Source organism: Dehalobacter sp. DCM (assembly GCF_024972775.1).
GTDB lineage: Bacteria > Bacillota > Desulfitobacteriia > Desulfitobacteriales > Syntrophobotulaceae > Dehalobacter.
Window position 1 is genome coordinate 4326055 of sequence record NZ_CP092282.1, and the last position, 20437, is coordinate 4346491.

At 42.2% G+C, this 20437-nt stretch carries 13 protein-coding genes and 1 other RNA gene; 2 read left to right on the forward strand and 12 right to left on the reverse strand.

Annotation, left to right across the window (positions count from 1 at the left end; genetic code table 11):
• Positions 1-12: 12 nt before the first annotated feature.
• The 4 genes from glgD to LPY66_RS20150 all read right to left on the reverse strand — a co-directional run bounded on the left by glgD (position 13) and on the right by LPY66_RS20150 (position 7006).
• The gene (gene glgD / locus LPY66_RS20135; RefSeq protein ID WP_337986020.1) at positions 13-1125 is read right to left on the reverse strand and encodes a glucose-1-phosphate adenylyltransferase subunit GlgD; all 1113 of its coding nucleotides are present in this window, start codon (positions 1123-1125) and stop codon (positions 13-15) included.
• 29 nt (positions 1126-1154) lie between these two features.
• Positions 1155-2354: a glucose-1-phosphate adenylyltransferase gene (locus tag LPY66_RS20140; protein WP_337986021.1), complete on the reverse strand. Its 1200-nt coding sequence runs from the start codon at positions 2352-2354 to the stop codon at positions 1155-1157.
• A gap of 34 nt (positions 2355-2388) precedes the next feature.
• Positions 2389-4779 (reverse strand): glycogen/starch/alpha-glucan phosphorylase, encoded by a 2391-nt coding sequence (locus LPY66_RS20145; protein WP_337986022.1) that lies wholly within the window; start codon positions 4777-4779, stop codon positions 2389-2391.
• Between the two features lie 187 nt (positions 4780-4966).
• On the reverse strand, positions 4967-7006 hold the full coding sequence (locus LPY66_RS20150; protein WP_337986023.1) for an alpha-amylase family glycosyl hydrolase: 2040 nt from the start codon (positions 7004-7006) through the stop codon (positions 4967-4969).
• A gap of 965 nt (positions 7007-7971) precedes the next feature.
• Between LPY66_RS20150 and LPY66_RS20155 the strand changes: the two genes are divergently transcribed.
• Positions 7972-9621 (forward strand): IS1182 family transposase, encoded by a 1650-nt coding sequence (locus LPY66_RS20155; protein ID WP_337986024.1) that lies wholly within the window; start codon positions 7972-7974, stop codon positions 9619-9621.
• A gap of 108 nt (positions 9622-9729) precedes the next feature.
• Here LPY66_RS20155 and ssrA read toward each other — a convergent pair.
• Positions 9730-10080: a transfer-messenger RNA gene (gene ssrA, locus LPY66_RS20160) on the reverse strand.
• Positions 10081-10654: 574 nt separating this feature from the next.
• On the opposite strand from ssrA, the gene LPY66_RS20165 reads away from it, so the two are divergent.
• Positions 10655-12067, forward strand: coding sequence for a PIG-L deacetylase family protein (locus tag LPY66_RS20165; RefSeq protein WP_337986025.1), 1413 nt, complete (start codon positions 10655-10657; stop codon positions 12065-12067).
• Here the strand turns inward: LPY66_RS20165 and LPY66_RS20170 are convergent.
• The 7 genes from LPY66_RS20170 to tpiA form a co-directional block, all read right to left on the reverse strand.
• Positions 12064-13053 (reverse strand): DUF4003 domain-containing protein, encoded by a 990-nt coding sequence (locus LPY66_RS20170; RefSeq protein ID WP_337986026.1) that lies wholly within the window; start codon positions 13051-13053, stop codon positions 12064-12066. The two genes, LPY66_RS20165 and LPY66_RS20170, sit on opposite strands and share 4 nt — an antisense overlap.
• A gap of 133 nt (positions 13054-13186) precedes the next feature.
• Positions 13187-13651, reverse strand: a complete 465-nt coding sequence (smpB, locus tag LPY66_RS20175) for an SsrA-binding protein SmpB (protein ID WP_337986027.1) — start codon at positions 13649-13651, stop codon at positions 13187-13189.
• A 434-nt stretch (positions 13652-14085) separates the two neighbouring features.
• Positions 14086-16095 carry a sodium-translocating pyrophosphatase gene (locus LPY66_RS20180; RefSeq protein ID WP_337986028.1) on the reverse strand — a complete coding sequence of 670 codons (2010 nt, stop codon included), beginning with the start codon at positions 16093-16095 and terminating at the stop codon, positions 14086-14088.
• 113 nt (positions 16096-16208) lie between these two features.
• A complete protein-coding gene (gene secG / locus LPY66_RS20185; RefSeq protein WP_337986029.1) occupies positions 16209-16439 on the reverse strand; it encodes a preprotein translocase subunit SecG in 231 nt (76 codons plus the stop codon).
• A gap of 261 nt (positions 16440-16700) precedes the next feature.
• Complete coding sequence (eno, locus tag LPY66_RS20190) at positions 16701-17975, reverse strand: phosphopyruvate hydratase (protein ID WP_337986030.1); 1275 nt, start codon at positions 17973-17975, stop codon at positions 16701-16703.
• 102 nt (positions 17976-18077) lie between these two features.
• Entirely contained in the window at positions 18078-19628 is a 1551-nt protein-coding gene (gene gpmI, locus LPY66_RS20195) for a 2,3-bisphosphoglycerate-independent phosphoglycerate mutase (RefSeq protein WP_337986031.1), read from the reverse strand.
• A gap of 6 nt (positions 19629-19634) precedes the next feature.
• Positions 19635-20393: a triose-phosphate isomerase gene (gene tpiA, locus LPY66_RS20200; protein ID WP_337988149.1), complete on the reverse strand. Its 759-nt coding sequence runs from the start codon at positions 20391-20393 to the stop codon at positions 19635-19637.
• Positions 20394-20437: the final 44 nt, after the last annotated feature.

The window sequence follows — 20437 nt, forward strand, 5'->3', positions numbered from 1 at the left end:
TCTCCCCGATTTTTATATGATTCTTGATTTGTCAATAAAGACCGGTAACCCGCTTTTTCCTATAACCACAGTTTTTTCTGTGACGTGAACCGATTTATCTAAGATAACATTTTGAAGAACAACCCCTTTTCCAATATAGCATTCTTGCATAATAATGCTGTTGCTGATACTTGACCCGGGCTCAATTTTAACTCCACGAAATATGAAGCTCTGGGTTATTTTTCCGTCAATTTGACATCCGCTGGAAATAAAAGAATCATTAACTGTTACTTTAAAACTGTATTTTGTAGGCGGATTATCTTTAATTCTTGTACGAATTTTGTTCTCGCTTAGGAACAGTTCCTCTTGAATTGACGGAGTGAGCAGTTCCATATTTCGCTCGTAATAGCTTCTATTGGAGTAAATTCTGCCAAAATACCCATGAATGGGGTAGCTTACAACTTTTAACGACTTAATATTGTCGTTAATGACATTTAATAAATCTATCTCTTCGAAACCCTTATGACCATGAATAATATCTATAAGCAGCTTTTTTGAGATAACAATAACATCGGCAAAATATTTTACTCGTTCCTTATCATGAAGATTTTCTAATTTAATAACATTTCCGTATAGGTCAGTATTTAATATTACGCCTTGTTCGTCTTCCTCCGACTCTGGTTGCAACTCTTTATAAGCCAAGGTAATATCCGCTTTCTTTTCCTGATGGCTTGTAAAAATGGGTTTAAAGTCTATATTGAATACTGCATTGCAACCGCTCAGAATGACATATTCAGCTCGATCCCTTATAAGAAAATCTATATTTTTCTCCAAATCTTTAAGTGAAAATTTATTATTTCTGGAATAAATTCCATAAGTAGATCCTGGAAGAATAAAAAGGCCCCCGGCTTTTCGGTCTAGATACCACTCTCTCCCTGAACCCAGGTTATCTAATATTGGTCGGTAAAAATATGGTGTAATAATTCCTACCGTTTTTAATCCGGAATTTACCATACTCGAGAGAGCAAAATCCAACAAATTGTACCTTCCCCCAAAAGGAATAGCAGCAATCGGCCTGTTTTTCGTCATATTAGACAGCTGTTCCAATTGATAATTACATGATATTAAACCGATAAGATTATTCATCAACATGCACTCCATTTATCCCATTTTAGTTAAGCTATTGAATTTTGATTTACATCTCTTTCCACATCGCAACCGGAATCCGCGCCTCCACAATAACTGTCTATTACTTCAATGCTCTCCTCCAGAAGATTGCCCGAATTCCTAATATCAAGGGAGCAATATGCGTCTATATAGGCCCCCTCGTTAACAATAACTTTTTGTAGCCGTGATCCATTTAATATCTTGGCATGAGGAAGAATAATAGAATCCTCTATTTTAGTATCCTTACCTACAAATACTCCCGAATGAATAATAGAATTTGTTACCTCCCCTAGAATGGTACATCCATTACTGATAATACAATTTGTAATTTTTGCCATACTCCCGATGTAATGCGGAGGGAGTATATCGTTATTTGAAAAGATCGGAAAATTACGATCGAATATATTTAGTTTTGGATTATTACTCAAAAGATCCATATTTGCTTGATAATAACTTTCAATTGTGCCAACATCCTTCCAGTAACCTTGAAAACCGTATACATACATTCTTTTATTCTGTTCAAGAAGCATTGGCAGCACATTTTTCCCAAAATCGTTGTCTGATTCACGATTAGTTTCATCTTCAATCAAGGCCTTTTTTAAAACTGACCAATTAAAGATGTATATTCCCATGGAAGCAAGATCACTGTCCGGATTCGGAGGTTTTTCCCTAAACTTTAATATTTTGTATTCTTCATCTACCGATATGATTCCAAACCGTGATGCTTCTTCCAAAGGTACTTTTATACAAGAAATTGTCACGTCAGCCTTTTTTTGTTTATGAAAAGATAGCATTGAATCATAATTCATTTTGTAAATGTGATCTCCGGAAATTATCAACACATACTCAGGATTATAAAAGTCAATAAAATCCATGTTTTGATAGATTGCACTAGCCGTACCCTTATACCAGTTTCCTCCCTTCTCACCAACATAGGGAGGTAGAATATGAACGCCGCCTCCCTGTGAACAATCCAGATCCCAGTCCGATCCCATCCCAATATAAGAATTTAATAAGAAAGGTTTGTACTGTGTTAAGACACCTACTATATCAATATCAGAATTTGTGCAGTTACTTAAGCTAAAATCAATTATCCGGTACTTACCCCCAAAGGATACTGCCGGTTTTGCTATTTTACGAGTCAGACTTCCCAGTCTATTTCCCTGTCCCCCGGCTAATAACATTGCAATACATTCTTTTTTTACCATTAACTCTCTGCACCTTTCACTTTAGCCAATTATATTATCTTGTATTATCAACCCGCCAAATGTCCTGATTGTACTCCTTTATACTACGATCACTGGAAAAGTAGCCTGCTTTTGCGATATTAGTAAGGCAAGTCTTTTGCCAGCTCTCTGTTTTTTTAAAATGGAGGCTTAGTTTATTAAATCCTTCGATATATGGGTTAAAATCTTTTAATACAAAAAACTGGTCATTTTCTTCTAAGAGAGAATTGTAGATTATTTGATATTCTTTTTCTATATCCGGGAAAAAACCATTTACCAGTTGATCAATAACTATTTTGAGACGTGGATTATTTTCATACTCATTTAAAGCATTATAACCACCTAAACGATAGTAATTAATCACCTCATCAGATGTTAAACCAAAAATTTCTATATTTTCATCCCCCACTTTGTTTCTTATTTCAACATTGGCTCCGTCGGGAGTCCCTAATGTTACTGCGCCATTGAACATAAATTTCATATTACCTGTCCCCGAAGCTTCTCTACTAGCTGTTGAAATCTGTTCGCTAATATCTGCTGCTGGGTATATCAATTCGGCTATTGAAACATTAAAGTTTTCTACAAACACAACCTTAAGCTGATCATTCAGGTCCTGGTCTTTATTTATTTTTTGGGCAAGGGCATTAATTAGTTTTATTATAGTTTTGGCATAATGATAACCAGGTGCTGCTTTACCACCAAAAATAAATACATGTTGTACGTCAGTAAAATGCGAATGATCCTTTATTAAGTTATAAATATCCATGATTTTTAATGTATTTAACAACTGACGCTTATAAGCATGAATACGCTTAACCTGGACATCAAATATGGCGTTGGGATTTATTTTAATTCCCTGAGTCTTAAAGAGGTATTCTTGCAAACGGCATTTATTTCTGAACTTTACTTCTGAAAGCCTTGTAAGAAAGCTTGAATCCTCTTTATAAGCAACAAGATTATTAAGTTCAAAGGAATTCTTTTTCCAGCCTTCACCGATTGCTTGTGTAATAAGCTCCGCGAGTCCGGGATTTGCTTCCATCAGAAATCTTCGATGGCTGATGCCGTTAGTCTTGTTATTATATTTATGTGGATAAATGGTATTAAACTCAGGTTGAACATTATTTTTTAAAATTTCCGAATGCAGTTTTGAGACACCATTAACAGAATGACTGCCTATCACTGCTAAATTTGCCATCCTGATTTCATCATCCCAAATGATCGCCGTATTACGCATCAATTCGCTATTTGCAAGGTTTTTGCTACTAATATCTTGCTTAAATCTTTTATCAATCTCCTCAATAATCATGCTAATCCTAGGAAGAAGATAGCGGACCAGATGAAGCTGCCATTTTTCGAGAGCTTCCGGCATAATCGTGTGATTTGTATAGGATATGGTATTAACCGTAATATCCCAAGCATCTTCCCAGTCAATTCCTTCCTCATCAATGAGTATTCTCATTAATTCGGGAACACAAAGAGCCGGGTGAGTATCATTAATATGAACAGCAACCTTATTCGGCAAATCAAAAATAGAATTATTATGCTTCTTAAAATGCTGGATAATTGACGATAGCCCGGCAGCAACAAAAAAATATTCTTGTTCGAGCCTTAGCTGTTTACCTGACTGGCTAAAATCATCAGGATATAGGACATGAGAGATGGCAGATTGGTGACAAGAAGGTTCATAGTCCTGTCTATCTGCCGGCGGCTCAGCACACCAAAGTCTTAGAGTATTAATATTTTCATTGCTATCGTAGCTAACAATAGGAACATCGTAGGGAACAGCGAGAACTGATTCATAGTTCTCATGGATAAAAGTTAATTTTCCGTTATTATTGACTGTGTCTACATTGCCGAAATATTTGATGATTACCGATTTTTCAGGCTTTTTTATTTCCCAAGGATAACCTTCCTTCAGCCATTCCTCCTGAGCTTCAACCTGAAAACCGTTAACAATCTTTTGTTCAAATAATCCAAATTGATAGCGAATTCCATTACCGTGCCCGGGAATTCCCATAAAGGCCATGGAATCCAGAAAACAAGCGGCTAATCTTCCAAGTCCCCCGTTGCCCAAACCGGCATCTTTCTCTTGATCAATTAGTATATCCAGATCGATTCCTAGTACTTTTAGTCCTTTTTGGACAACTTCCCCTATTCCAAGGTTGGTCAAGTAATAGGGTAATAGCTTACCTATTAAAAATTCCATTGAAAAGTAATATACTTGTTTTTTCTTGTTCACGGCATTATTACAATTTGTCTGGTTCCAATTAAGCTTAATTTGCTCCATAATTAACATTACTAGGGTTTGATATTGTTCCCAGGCTGTTCCATCCTCGTATTTTTTCCCTGCAATTTCTGAGAACTTTTTTTTGTATGCATTTTGGAAAATTGCTTGACTCTTAAACATCGGTAACTCCTACCTTCGTATACTTCTTAACACGCATGCATTATTCTATCACTTGCTCAAAGTCTTTTGATGTAAGATAAATTCGAAATATAACAAGTTTTGTATGAAAAAAAAATAGACCGCCACAATATTTGTTGACGGCTAAACATTTAGCTTGGACAAAAAAATATAAGAATATTTTTGGTATTTAATCTTCACCAATGGTAGAAATCTTTTCTAATACCATTGCTGTCCGGGACGGCAAATAGATGGTAATCCCCTCAAACTTTTTATGAGTATTGAGCTTATTGGTTTTATAGATAACATCATGGGAAATTCGACCTTGCCCTCCGAACCTAGGTTCATCTGTATCGAGGATTACTTGAAAATTTCCATCTTCTGTGACAGGGAGCTCGAAGCCGGAGTAAGAGTTTTCAGGATGAAAATTAAAGATAAATAAATATTTACTTTTCCTATACGCTATAGTTTTTCTATTATTATCTATGGACGGGTAATGTATCAAATTCCCCATCAAATTCTCTTCTGACATAAAATGAATGAGTACCCGGTCAAAAAGATTCAGCCCGTGGTAACGAAGATCTTTGTTGTCCGCCAGGGACCATTGTCTCCGGCAATATTTGTAGCTCCAGCCGTTTCCTTCTCTTGGAAAGTCTATCCACTCGGGATGACCGAACTCATTTCCCATGAAATTGAGATAACCGTCCGGACCAATGGAGATAGTGATCAACCGAGCCATCTTATGTAGGGCAATGGCCCGTTCTACCGACAAATTCGGGCTTCCATTATTCATGTGCCAGTACATTTCCTTGTCAGCCATCCTGAAAATAAAGGTCTTCTCACCAACCAAGGCCTGGTCATGTGATTCTACATACCCTATGCGTTTTTCCAGATCGCGCCGAGTTGACAACTCATAATATAGCCGCACCATATCCCAGTATTTATCTTCCAGCTTGAGGGTATTTACCCAAAAATCCGGTATTCCCATAGCGAGCCTGTAATCAAAGCCTATTCCTCCAAATTCAACCGGTAAACACATTCCCGGCATGCCGCTCATATCCTCCGCAATGGAAAGTGCATCCGGCCTTAACTCATGGATTAAATCGTTGGCAAACTGCAGATATGTCAGAGCTTCAATATCCGTATTGACACTGAAGTACTTTTTGTAGTTATCAAATACTGTTCCTAGTGCATGGTCATGGTAGATCATCGAAGTTACACCATCAAACCTAAACCCGTCAAAATGGTATTCTTCCATCCAAAATTTAATATTAGATAATAAAAAGTGTATAACTTCATGTTTTTCATAATTAAACAATTTTGAATCCCAGGCACAATGGGTTCCCCTTGCCCCGGAATGGAAGAATTGGGTGGCGGTACCGTCAAATTCATTAATTCCCTCTGCTACATTCTTGACCGCATGAGAATGTATAATATCCAAGATTACGGCCATACCCATATTATGAGCTTTATTAATCAATGATTTTAGATCGTCTGGTGTACCAAACCTGGAAGAAGGCGCGAAATAGTTAGAAACATGGTAACCAAAAGAAGCATAATAAGGATGTTCCAAAATAGCCATAATCTGTACGGTATTGTAACCAAGATCCTTTATTCTTGGCAGAATAGTATCCTCAAACTCTTTATAAGTACCTATTCTTTCCTTTTCCTGGGCCATACCGATATGACTCTCATAAATAAATGGAGCTTTAGACTTATCTACCTTGAATTTTGAATCCGTCCACTTAAAGGGCTCTTCGGGTTCCCAAATCTGCCCGCAAAAATCGTTGTTTTCAGGGTTTTGTACTACTCTTCTGATATATAATGGAATACGATCCAGCTTCTTACCCTTACTTTTTATATGAACTTTCACAAGAGATTTGTGCAAAAGAGCATTTTTATAGGGTAGAAATATCTCCCAAACCCCGTTTTCCTTTTTCGAAAGGGGATGTGAGACCCGGTTCCATGAGTTAAAATCTCCAATAAGAAATAAAGCTTCTGCTGCCGGTGCCCATTCACGGTAATACCAGCCTTCATTCCTTTGATGAAAGCCAAAATAATGATGCCCGTTCGCAAAATCACGAAAACTTATGCGATTGCCGAGGAGAACTTGCTTCACTTCATGATAATGATTTATCCTAAGCTCCAGGTCCTTGCGGAAAGGTTTAAGACTTGGGTCTATTTCTAATATCTTAAGCTCAACCTTAGCGCTTGATTTTTTTTTTATCATAACTACCCTTTCTAACTGATTAATTGCCTCGTACGTTTATTTCTATTTAAGCTTTTATCTAGCATTATAAAATTTATACATATATTGTTAGTATTCCTTCATTTTAGTTACATTAATTTATCTATTTGTTTTGAATTCACCCCGAACATTCCGCTTCTGTCATCCTCGCGGGAATTCTGGGTTACTGCAGCCCGTCGGAATCGCTATTACAAACCAAAACATGCATATAGCTTACAATCACCAATCATTATCCGGACAAACCGAAGCATTCATTATCGCTCTCAAAATCATCACTCAATGAGGTGACACGCTTTATCAGTTTAAGCTTATTTGGTGCAAAAACATTCATCGGGCCCCGGCAAAACTGATACATGTATATTTCCTGGATCTTTTAGCAAACGTCCCGTTATCATCATTTGTTCCTTGTGATACCCCATTTGAATTGACACTATATTTACAACCGGAAAGAGTAAAACAGTAAGAATCAATGTTAATCCAATGAAAGATACTATCTTCTTGAACATAATGTCTCTCTTTATTCGCGCCAGGACGGCGCGGTCTTTGCGACTAATTTCAGTTAACACTTTGCGTGTTCTCGAAGTCTGGTTATTGCCTTCATATCTTCTCAGATTTTGCGAACAAGCTTACTGTTATGTGATGTCCGCTCCCCTAATACCATCTCTTTTCTGTTATTTAAAAGCATGAGCTACTTCCAAAAAATGCACCGGCTGGTGCAAACATTTTCGCGTAAGGGTGTGCATAAGGCCTGGAAACATGCGGTTTCCGGCTTAATTAACCCCTAAAAAGACGAAAACTCCTTGCTATCAAGGAGTTTAGATTGTATTAATATTTGAGTTTACATTTGGTCAGACTGTCCGAAAACCCCTTAGATGTATTCCATTTTTTTACATTTTATGCTATAATACTCCTATAAACACCTTATTTCCGTTTATTTGGAGGTCACTATGGGATACATCTCCGGCGAAGATCGAAGCCAGCAACAACTCTTCCCCTCAACCCTGGAGGAACTAATCGATGAAAATAACCCGGTGCGTGTTATTGATGCCTTTATCGACCACCTCAACCTCTCTGAACTCGGAATTACCCATGCCCACCCGGCTGCCACCGGCAGGCCTCCCTATGATCCCAAAGCCCTCCTTAAACTCTACGTCTACGGTTACTTTAACCGTATCCGCTCCAGCCGGAAACTGATGACCGAATGCGGACGCAATATCGAACTCTTCTATCTTCTAAACCGCCTCACACCCGATTTCCGTACCATCGCCGACTTTCGCAAAGACAATGCTAAAGCGCTCAAACACGTCTTTAAAGCGTTTGTTAAAATATGCTTGGATCTTAAACTCTATGAACGGGAACTTATTGCCATCGACGGCTCCAAATTCAGAGCCGTCAACGGTCGCAAGAAAATGTATAATGAAGAAATTTTAAAGAAAAAACTCTTGCGTATCGAAGAAAACATCACCAACTATCTTAACGCTCTGGATCAAGCTGATCAGGATGATCCGGGAACCGCAAAATACGCTTCCGGCGAAATTAAAGAAAAATTGGCCGAACTAAAAAAGCGTCAGGAACTGTATGAAACCTATTTACAGGAATTAAAGGAATCCGAAGAAACGCAGCTCTTAACCACGGATCCCGAAGCCCGAATGATGCGGACCAAAGACGGTTATGCCTGTTGCTACAACGTGCAAACGGCGGTCGATCAAACCAGTCATCTGATCGCCGAATATGAAGTGACTAATTCCTGCAACGATTACAACTACCTGACGAAAGTTGCCCAGAATACCAAGGAGACCTTTGGTGTAGAAACCATTCATGCCGCCGCAGATAAAGGGTATGACGACAAAGAGGAGATCAGGCAATGCGTGATGAACGGGATTATTCCCCATGTCGGGCTTAAAACCGATAAGGATGAGCGTCTGTTGGTTTTGGAGCATGAAGAAGCCACCATCTCTGAAGACGATCGAAATTCGACCAAACCCGAAGACATTCAGCGCTGTCTTAAAGCCGGCGTTCTGCCTCAATGTTACGAAAACACCATCATGGAGATTGAAGTCCAAGAACAAGACCAGCTCAGTTGTTTTATCCGCCATGAAAACGATACGGTGACCTGCCCTATGGGCTGTGTTTTAACTCGGGTACGAACTCACAGAGGCGGCAATGCCCGTTACCAGAACCGCCATGCTTGCCGGGTTTGCACCAACCGCTGCACCTCGGGAAAGAATTACAAGGTGGTTCAATTTGGACCGGATTCGAAATATATTCCTGTTCTGATGTACGGCTCATCCCATCATCCTTTACAGGTGTATCCGGTGTCGGAGACCCCTTACAATGCGTTCAAGCTTCTCAAACGCAATACGAAAAAGAAAGTGATTCTACATATTCGCGATGACATTCCAATGCAAAAATTACGGTTATGTCTGTCGGAGCATCCTTTTGGTACGGTCAAGTGGTACCATGGAGCACATTACCTGTTATGTAAGGGCATAGAAAAAACCACAGGCGAGCTGGGGCTTAGTTTCCTTGCCTACAATTTACGACGAGCCATCAATATGGTAGGAACCAAACGGTTAGTGGCGGCGTTGAGGGGGTGATCCCCTCTTTTTTTGTTATTTTTGTTCCCCAGATAAACAAAAAAACAGGAATTTCCTGTTTTTGAAAAACCGCAAACCCGCATGGTTAGCGGGTTTTCAGACGAATTATGGTGGAGGCGAGGGGACTTGCACCCCTGTATCGAAAGACAATACCAAAAGCCTCTACGTGTGTATCTTTCATTTTATTTCTCGCTTCGCGGGACTCCTGAAAGCGGGATTCCGTTGAAGCCAGTCTGATTATTCCTTGTTTTAGCCTCAGACGGTGGCCGCACAAGTTTTCCTGCTAATTTGACACCCTGGCCCTTCCCCGCAGGTTAAGAAGGCAGGATGTAGCAGCTTAAGCTGCTAAAGCGTAATTTGTTTTGTCAGTTATTTTTTTCCGCCTGTTTTACGAGGTCAAGCGGTATCTCGACACGCCACTTTTGCCATTGCTCCCCCGAGCGAGTCTAAAACGCCCCCGAGAAAGTTTAGGCTTAATATCATTATATCACAAGAAATATTTTTTTCTAGTGGGTCATTAAATTATTTCATATTTTTATAACTAAAACAATACATTTATTACTTTTATATTGAATACTTTCATTTAATATAAAATCAAAGTCGATAATACATGCGATAGCCAACATATAATTTAAAGATTTAGCAATATTACCAGATGAAAATAAGCGCAAAAGATATAGTTTCAATCAATCGTTACATTATCATATGATCTACCCCATTTTAACTTATAATTTATTATCTATTTCTATTTAACCGCATGTTATATTCGATTTTATAAGCCCATTATTAATTAAATAGCGTGATTTAAATGAGTTTATTTATCTAACATGATTTATATATTATGATCTATTTAACTCTCGTTCAATACTCATTTAAACGATCCATTAACGATAATCTTTTATCTATGCTCTGTATTTGAATGGCCTTATTGACACTTTTAACAAAAAATCCTATCGACTTCTGAGGTTTAGACTTATATAATATACCTGTCTGATAATGATAATCAATCACATGACGTTTTATGCGAGGTTTTATGAAAAGAAACTCCAAGCGAAGGCTGATTCTTAGTATGGTTACTGTCATGATCGGACTGGCGTTTATCTTGACACTATCCGGTGAAGTTGTCGCCAATTATTCGGTTAGTGCGATGATGCAGCCAATGAACACTCCGGGGCCGGATTCCCGTCTTCTGATTATCGCGCCGCATCCCGACGATGAAACATTAGGGGCAGGTATGCTGATCAAGAAGACACTGGCCAACGGCGGGCAAGTGAAAGTTATCCTTATGACCAATGGTGATGCCTATTCAGTTGCTGCCCATCTTGATTTGCCTAAAGTCAAGCTGACATCGAAAGATTATATTGATTTTGGGTATCAACGTCAAAAAGAGTCGCTAAATGCGCTGAAAATGTTAGGTGTATCCGAAGTCAATGTAATCTTTCTTGGCTATCCTGACGGCGGACTAGCCCCTTTATGGTCTGCCAATTGGGAAACGGCAAAACCTAATACAAGTGCTCATACCTTAATGGATCAATCCCCGTATTCGAATAGTTTTCAGCGCAGCACGCTTTATTGCGGGCAAAGTGTCGTCAATGATCTTACTAAAATTATCACGGATTACCGGCCGACAGATATCATCATGCCACATCCGAATGACCGGCACCCGGATCATTGGGCAACCAATGCCTTTGTTAAATATACCCTGACGGTCATGAATTATGATTCACGCAATGTCTGGCTTTATCTCGTTCACCGCGGCTTATGGCCTGCTCCTGAAGCAAGCCATACAACAAGCAGGGAGCTGACGCCGCCGGCTAAATTACTCGAAACCGGCACGCAATGGTATACTTTTACTTTGACAGCATCGGAAGCCAATTGGAAGAGGGAAACTCTCAAGAAATATACATCCCAGCTTAAAACATTAGGTTACCAGATGTCCTGTTTTGCCAAACGAAGTGAACTTTTTGGACAATATGCTGACACAACACTGGTCCGAGGGCTCCATGCGGATTCAGAAATCACGCCCAATGCGGTCAATGAAATAATCCGCGATCCGGCTCAGGATAAAATTGTTTTGAACTTGGATAAAGGTGCTGATCTCCTCACTGTCCATGCTGAGATTTCCAAGGAAGGTCATTTGCATCTCATCTTACAAACCGATAAACCCATCGACCCCCTGAGCGAATATCACTTTAATCTTGTCGTTATTAAGAACGAAACGTCTGCGCACTTTACCTTTATGGTGAAAGGAAATAAAGTCCGCGTACTGAAACCCTCGAATACGGATATCATACTTTCAGGCTTCCGCACTCACAGTATGGGCAATGATCTTGAGCTGACTTTGCCCTCTTCTTCTCTGGGGCAATTCAATCACCTTTTTATCGATGCGGAGTCCTTTTTTAACCACGTCCGAACAGATAAAACAGCCTGGCGGATGCTTGATTAACTTCCCGTCGCTGCCGTCGTGGCTGCGCAAGCCGCTCCAAGCATCGCCGCATCCTGCGCGGCGATCAACGCTTCAAATGTAACAAACGTATTCATACTTACAGCATCTCTGTTTTCTTTCATATGCTCGAGCATGGTATACGAGACCAGCGACGCCGACGTCAGAAAAACAGTTTCTTTCCCAAGCCAGCGGATGCTGCGGTCTTCTCTGAGATAGTCGCTTAGTTGTAGTACACTGCGGACAGCGTGCTGACTGCTATCCTCAAGCAGGGTCAGAAGTCCAAGTGAACCATAGTTATTCGAATAGATCTTGAGTTTATTTTGTCCAAAAAAGTCGTAAATCTTACGGCTGCGAGATGCTTTCGTTTTATAGTTTTCCTCGCTCAAACTCAGGATATGGGACAGATATTGAAGGCCGTTTCCGCGCGAAAAGCCAACGGCGTGCAGTTCGGTGTACAGTGCTTCAATTTGAGTTAAAATGCTCTCTACCGGTTTTTCCGAAGCAGCCAGCAATATCGAAATCGGATAATCATCCCCCGATGTCAGCCAGGGATGGTTTTTCTTCATTTCTGTAAATATATCAAAGGCTTTAGCCATTCTCATCTCCGATTTACGCGGTTCACAGCTCAACAAAAGCGTAAAGGCAGTGAGAGGGCGGTAGTTATAACTGCGGAATCCAACCTCTTTGAGTTTATTCTCATAGGATAGAAGCGTATCGAACTTAGCCTCCGGATCAGGAAAGTTAAGCAGAAGCAACGCCGAAAAAAGGACCGATTTCTGCCGATAGCAGGAAAAGGTGCCTGTATTTTTCTTAATATAGTCATTGACAGCTTCCAATTCTTCTTTAGAATAAGTCCTGTCTTTCATAACATAGGTTATCGCAATCAAATCGTTCATCATGCTGGAGTTTTTCCAGCGATAATCTTTTGAAACCTGCTGATAAACCGAAATGAGTTTATCGGCCTTCTGCCTGAGATAGCTATCCATTGTCCATCCCTCATTTATCCTCAGTTATACACGATAGCAGAGTTCTTAATATACTTTCGCATGCGAAAATGTGATAGATCGATTGCTGCGTTAGGTCTTTCCCTATTATTATCTCGCAATACACGTCATATTATCAGTATTTGCTCCGTTCCCTCAGATCCCGCTCCATTTGCCTCTTGGCATCCCTTTCAGCTAAGTCGTCGCGCTTATCGTAGGTCTTCTTCCCTTTGCACAGGCCCAACTCAATTTTAGCCATTCCGTGTTTCAAATATATTTTCAATGGCACGAGGGCCATGCCCTGCAGCTTTACTTTTTCTCCAATTCGAATGATTTCCATTCGGTTTAGGAGCAGCTTCCGTTTTCGCAGCGGATCATGATTAAAGCGGTTTCCCTGTTCATAGGGACTGATATGCATTTGGTTCAGCCAAACCTCGCCTTTGATGACTTCGGCATAGCTATCCTTCAGATTGACCCGTCCGGCACGAATCGATTTGATTTCGGTGCCTGTTAAGATAATTCCGGCTTCGTAGGTGTCTTCCACAAAGTAATCGTGCCGCGCTTTTCTATTTTCAGCTATCACTTTTATTCCTTCAGCCAATTGATTTCACCTCGTTTCTTAACCATCAACTTAAACCAATGGAGATTTGCTTATTGTTAATTATCCATGGATTAATTTAAAATTTGCTGATAATTAGGATAAGTTACATTTACTATATTACGCGTTGTATCCAGTCCAGGCAACGTTTATTTGTCAGAAATAAGAATTAAAACTTGGCTGGCGCAAATCTTTAAACGAAGGCGGACGCTATAGCTGCACTCATGTAATTCAGAACGTGAATCTAACTTTCTGAAACAGAAAGTCACTTATATTTTAAGATATACTGGAACATATTCCAAATTCGGAACCGGTTCCGAATTTGAGATACCGTCTCTCAGGAGGCAAAAAAATATACGGAGATGCCTCTTGGCACCTCCGCTATTATATCTCGATATTAAAATGCTGATGATGTTCGTTGACTTATCTGCACATTATTACCGCAGGAAAGGTGCGATAATCAGCGAAATCGTTCCCATAACTTTGATCAAAGCATTCAGAGATGGACCGGCAGTATCTTTGAACGGATCACCAACGGTATCGCCGATAACAGCTGCGGCGTGTGCGGGTGTTCCTTTTCCGCCATGTTTTCCGGATTCAATGTACTTCTTGGCATTGTCCCAGGCACCGCCGGCATTGGCCATGAAGATAGCCATCAGGAAGCCGGAGAAGGTGCAACCGGCGAGCATTCCGCCCATGGCATCTTTACCAAGCAGGAAGCCGATGACAATCGGAGTAAGAACGGCAAGGAGTCCTGGAGCAATCATCTGACGAATAGCAGCTTTGGTTGAAATGTCAACACAAGCGGCATAATCGGGTTTTGCTTTACCTTCCATCAGACCAGGGATTTCTCTGAACTGACGACGCACTTCAGCAATCATATCAAAAGCGGCTTTACCGACAGCCTGCATCGCCAGGGATGAGAACAGGAACGGTACGGCAGCGCCGATGAACAGGCCGATAATCGTCTTCGGAACAAGAATGTCAATCGCTTCCAGGTCAGCTAAATCAGCAAATGCATTGAACAGAACCAACGCCGTAATAGCTGCAGAACCAATAGCAAAGCCTTTAGCAATAGCGGCTGTCGTATTACCGACGGCATCAAGTCTGTCAGTCGTTTTACGCACACTAGGATCGAGTTCTGCCATTTCAGCAATACCGCCTGCATTGTCGGCAACCGGTCCGAAGGAGTCGATCGCTACGATAATGCCTGCCGTAGAGAGCATGGCCATAGCAGCCATAGCGATACCAAATACGCCTGCGAAATGGAAAGAAGCCCAAGTCGCTGCGCAAATGGTGAGAACAGGAAGCGCCGTACTCTTCATCCCAACAGCCAGACCAGTGATCAAGTTGGTTGCAGCGCCTGTCTCAGAGGCTGCAGCAATGGCTTGCGCCGGTTTTTTCTCGTTGGACGTATAGTACTCAGTGATAATTCCAATGATAATATTTACGGCGAGTCCGCAGAGAATTGCAATGAATACGCCGTTCGGAGTCAGAACGGTCCCATCTGCAGTTGTGTAAGAAGCAGGCAGGAGCAAACGAACTGCTATATAAGAAGCAATTGCCGTAATGATATTCGTACCATAGAGCCCCAGGTTCAAAGCCATCTGTGGATTGGCGTTTTCGCCTGTGCGTACAAAGAAGCAGGAAATAATAGAAGCGATGATGCCAATAGCACCAATGATAATAAAGATAGCTTCACCAATACCATGTTGGCTACCGAAGGTCGTATAACCGATCAACATACCGGCAATAGCTGTGGCAGCATAAGATTCGAACAAGTCTGCACCCATACCGGCAGTGTCGCCGACATTGTCACCAACGTTATCAGCAATAACGGCCGGGTTACGCGGATCGTCTTCCGGGATACCGGCTTCGACTTTACCGACCAGGTCGGCACCAACATCAGCTGCTTTCGTAAATATACCGCCTCCCACACGCGCAAAGAGCGCAATGGCGCTTGCGCCGAAGGCGAAGGAGTTGATCGTTTCAGAATCACCGAAGATCAGGAACAAAGCAGCAACACCGAGAAGTCCCAGTCCGGCAACGGCTAAACCCATAACAGCCCCTGCACGGAAGGAGACTCCCAACGCTTTATTCAAGCTAGTGCGCGCAGCTTCCGTGGTGCGGGCATTAGCTCTGGTTGTAATTGCCATGCCAACATAGCCTGCAACAGCGGAAGAAACAGCACCGACCAGGAAAGATAATGCTGCGGGATAGCCTTTTAACACGAACAAAGCAATAAATATAACAAGAGCGATAGGTATGAGTGTTCTATATTGGCGGTTAAGATAAGCCATCGCGCCAACTTGGATAGCTCTGGAAATTTCTTTCATCTTATCGTTTCCAGCGTTTTCCTTAAGTACATTTTTGGCAAATATAACTGCCATAAGTAGCCCGATAATACCAGCTACTACGCCCCATATGGGCATTGTTGAGAAATCCATTTTTGATATACCTCCTAAAAAAATAACCAAGCGGAGTGTGTACCACACCGCCGGGTGTGTTGACTTAAGCGTTCAACAACTGATCCCGGGCAAAGGACCCATGCTAAAAAATATTATTTCATAAATATAGTAAGCCCAAGAGAACTTAATAAAAACAATACGGCAAAGGCGACGCCAAACTTGGCAAATAAGGCATCCTTTCCTTTTGCGGCTTTGCCAAAAAATTGCTCACCTGCACCGGTAATCGAACCGGACAGACCAGCACTCTTTCCTGACTGCAAAAGAACGGTGGCGATCAACCCGAGAGAACTGATTATTAATACTATTACAATAGCGATTGTCATACTTTCACCTCCCTCAAAGTCATAAACACGATTCTAATCATTCTACAAGTATTGCCCCATAGAATGGATAAGATGTATCGTATACCCGTATTCTACCCGGCTTTGCCTGTTGCCGCTTACTTTTGCCTGTCGGCATAAAATAGTAGGTTTTGCTGATTTTGGTCAGCATTGCTATTTTAGCACAGCACCACTGATGACGCAAGAAATTTGCGTCATCAGCAGAAAACTTACAGTCAATATCCCTATTAAGCCGGTGAAAGGTTATTTCAAGACGGCTTTACCTTTGTATATCGCGGTTAATCCAAGCTCTTCCTCAATCCGGAGAAGCTCGTTGTATTTAACCAGACGGTCTGTCCGTGCCGGTGCACCGGTTTTCAGTTGACCGGCGTTGACGGCGACGGCAATATGAGCTAGAGAGACGTCTTCCGTTTCCCCGGAGCGATGCGAAATGACCGTGGTATAGCCAGCTCTCTTGGCTAATTCGATCGTATCCAACGTTTCAGTCAGGGTTCCAATCTGGTTTAGCTTGATCAAAATAGAATTGCCGCACTTTTCCTGGATTCCGCGACTGAGCCGCGTCGGATTCGTTACGAATAAATCATCGCCGACAAGTTGAATCTTCTTGCCGAGACGCTGGGTCAGTTTAGCCCAGCCTTCCCAGTCTTCTTCCGATAAACCGTCTTCGATGGATACAACCGGGTACTTACTGCATAAATCTTCATAATAGGCGATCATTTCATCTGCATTTTTTGTCAGTCCTTCGCCTTCCATGACATAGAGACCGTTCTTGTACATCTCCGTAGCCGCGGCGTCCAAAGCTAGGGTCACTTCTTCGCCGGGTTTGTAACCGGCTTTTGTAATGGCATCGACAATAACTTCAAGTGCTTCCGCATTAGATCGAAGATTCGGAGCAAACCCGCCTTCATCGCCGATAGCAGTGACCAACCCTTTCGCTTTGAGCACTGCCTTTAACGTATGGTATATTTCAGCGCCCATCCGCATAGCTTCGACAAAACTGGAGGCACCAACCGGCATAATCATAAATTCCTGGATATCCACGTTATTGTCGGCATGTTTACCGCCATTTAAGATGTTCATCATCGGTACGGGCAGCTCTTTAGCATTGATACCACCTATATATTGATAGAAAGGCAGTCCGATGTAGAGGGAAGCCGCTCTGGCTGCGGCAAGAGATACACCCAAAATCGCATTCGCACCCAGTTTGCTTTTTGTTTCCGTGCCATCAATCTCATTCAATATCCGGTCGATTCCCGGCTGGTCGAAGACATTCAGTCCTTCCATCTCGGGTCCAATGATATCATTGACGTTGTCAACCGCTGTAAGCACACCTTTTCCTTTATAACGCGCTTGATCACCATCACGCAGCTCTAATGCTTCAAAAGCTCCGGTGGAGGCACCGGATGGCACAGCCGCACGCCCCATGGTTCCATCTTCTAAAATAACATCGACTTCTACGGTGGGGAAACCTCTGGAATCGAGGATTTCTCTGGCAATTACCTGATCAATAAAACTCACGGTTTTTTCACTCCTTATTATAGTTTAGTCGGAATTTTCATTACTTATGTAGTCTGCTCAGAGCAGCCCGAAAGTTCTCCATGATAACCATTATATAGTGTTTCAAGTGTTTAACAAAGAAATACCCGTCATTTCTTTTGGAATTTCTATATCAAGCAGGTCGAGCATGGTCGGCGCAATATCGCAGAGTCGCCCGTCTTCCCTGAGCCGAGTCCCTTTATAAGCATCATTGACCAGGATAAACGGAACTTTATTCGTGGTATGCGCGGTAAAGGGAGAGTTCATTTTTTCGTCGACCATTGTTTCCGCATTGCCATGATCCGCCGTGATCAGGACTGTTCCTGCTGCGGCCTGAACCGCGTCGACGATCTTCCCGACACAGTTATCGACTGCCTCCAACGCCTTGACTGCTGCGTTAAAATAACCCGTATGCCCTACCATGTCGGCATTGGCAAAATTCAAAACAATCACATCGTATTTTTCTTTTTGCATTTTTACCAGCAGGGTATCTGTGACCGTATAGGCACTCATCTCAGGTTGTAGGTTATATGTCGCCACCGATGGTGAAGGAATCAGACACCGTTCTTCCCCATTATCCGGTTCTTCAATGCCGCCGTTGAAGAAGAAGGTCACATGCGCATATTTTTCAGTCTCCGCGATGCGCAGCTGCTTTAAATCATGTTCAGCAAGAACTTCACCCAACGTGTTTTCCAGATTCTGTGGCGGAAAGGCAACCGGACAGTCAAATGTCGCATCATATTCAGTTAGACACACATACTGTACTTTAGGACGATTAGATCTGGCGAATCCGTCAAAATCCTCCTGGATAAACGCACGGGTAATTTCCCGCGCCCGGTCAGCTCGGAAATTAAAAAATATCACACTGTCGCCGTCTTCAATCATACTGATAGGCTTTCCTGTTTCATCAATAATTACCGTTGGGTCGACGAATTCATCAATGATTTTTTTATCATATGAATTTTCTACAGCAGCAATCGCGTTACAGGCCATGGGGCCTTGTCCATGTACCAGCGCGTTATAGGCTCTTTCTACGCGATCCCAGCGTTTGTCGCGATCCATCACATAATACCGTCCGCTGACAGTGGCTATCTTTCCTTTTCCCAATTCTTTCAGCTTTGATTCCAACTGCGTCAGAAAAACTTTGGCACTTTGAGGAAGAACATCTCTTCCATCCAGAACCGGATGAACAAAGATTTTTCCCACACCATTTTGAACGGCCATATCTAAAAGGGCATACAAGTGACTGGCATGAGAATGGACACCGCCATCGGACAGAAGCCCCAGAAAATGGACAGCTCTTCCGCTGTCCCGGGCTTGTTCCATAGCCTTCAACAGCACATCATTCTTATAAAGTTCACCGTCCCTGATGGCTTTAGATATTCGAGTAAATTCTTGATAGACGATTCGTCCTGCGCCGATATTTAAGTGACCGACTTCGGAATTTCCCATTTGACCTTCCGGAAGTCCCACTGCCGAACCCGACGCGTCAAGCTGGGTATGAGGATAGGTTTCCAACAAACGGCAAAAATTCGGCGTCCGCGCCGTTAAGATAGCATTTCCATTTTCTTCCTCGCTGCAGCCCCACCCGTCCAGGATCATCAGCAAGAGCGGTTTTCCCGTTTTACTGACCATAATCGGTCACCTCACGCCATGGATCATTTTCGCAAATTCCTGAACATCCAGGCTGGCACCGCCGACTAATGCCCCGTCAATGTCGGGCTGACTCATTAGTTCTGCGATATTCCCAGACTTGACACTCCCGCCATAAAGGATCCGAACCTGCGAGGATACAGCACCGACAAGACTAGTCAGGGTACCCCGGATAGCCGCGCACATATCCTGCGCATCTTGCGGTGATGCTGTCCGACCTGTTCCGATGGCCCAAATCGGTTCATAGGCAACGACAATTTTCTTGACTTCTTCAGGACTCAAACCATGAATATCCTGTTCCACCTGTTCCCGTACATAAGCTGCCGCTTGGCCGCTTTCTCTTAAGGTTAAATTCTCACCAACACAAAGAATGGGAGTAAGACCATGGTCCAACGCTGTCTTTACTTTCTTGGCAATCAGGACGTCGTCTTCCTTGAAGTATTCCCTGCGTTCCGAGTGGCCGAGGATCACAAACGTACAGGCGAGGTCTTTTAGCATCAGCGGTGAGATTTCTCCTGTAAACGCGCCCTGGGTTTCAAAGTACATATTCTGAGCGCCGATATGAACGATGCTTTCTTCCAATTCATCCTTTAAGACCGGTAACGCGGTAAATGGAGCACAAATCGCTACATCCACATCCGTTACATTATCCACCAGCTCCAGTATCTCGGCTGCAAAATCCCTTGCTTCTTGAACGGTTTTATACATTTTCCAGTTGCCGGCTATCAATGGCCTTCTTGCTGTCATCATAACCCCTCCCATTTTCTCTCATCGTTCATCACATCAAAGCG

Bases quoted from the DNA above. Each gene is read 5' to 3' on its own strand.
- LPY66_RS20155 (WP_337986024.1), top strand. From the start codon at position 7,972: ATGGGATACATCTCCGGCGAAGATCGAAGCCAGCAACAACTCTTCCCC.
- tpiA (WP_337988149.1), bottom strand. From the start codon at position 20,393: ATGACAGCAAGAAGGCCATTGATAGCCGGCAACTGGAAAATGTATAAA.
- LPY66_RS20170 (WP_337986026.1), bottom strand. From the start codon at position 13,053: ATGGATAGCTATCTCAGGCAGAAGGCCGATAAACTCATTTCGGTTTAT.
- LPY66_RS20150 (WP_337986023.1), bottom strand. From the start codon at position 7,006: ATGATAAAAAAAAAATCAAGCGCTAAGGTTGAGCTTAAGATATTAGAA.
- LPY66_RS20145 (WP_337986022.1), bottom strand. From the start codon at position 4,779: ATGTTTAAGAGTCAAGCAATTTTCCAAAATGCATACAAAAAAAAGTTC.
- secG (WP_337986029.1), bottom strand. From the start codon at position 16,439: ATGACAATCGCTATTGTAATAGTATTAATAATCAGTTCTCTCGGGTTG.
- glgD (WP_337986020.1), bottom strand. From the start codon at position 1,125: ATGAATAATCTTATCGGTTTAATATCATGTAATTATCAATTGGAACAG.
- LPY66_RS20180 (WP_337986028.1), bottom strand. From the start codon at position 16,095: ATGGATTTCTCAACAATGCCCATATGGGGCGTAGTAGCTGGTATTATC.
- LPY66_RS20165 (WP_337986025.1), top strand. From the start codon at position 10,655: ATGAAAAGAAACTCCAAGCGAAGGCTGATTCTTAGTATGGTTACTGTC.
- LPY66_RS20140 (WP_337986021.1), bottom strand. From the start codon at position 2,354: ATGGTAAAAAAAGAATGTATTGCAATGTTATTAGCCGGGGGACAGGGA.
- gpmI (WP_337986031.1), bottom strand. From the start codon at position 19,628: ATGGTCAGTAAAACGGGAAAACCGCTCTTGCTGATGATCCTGGACGGG.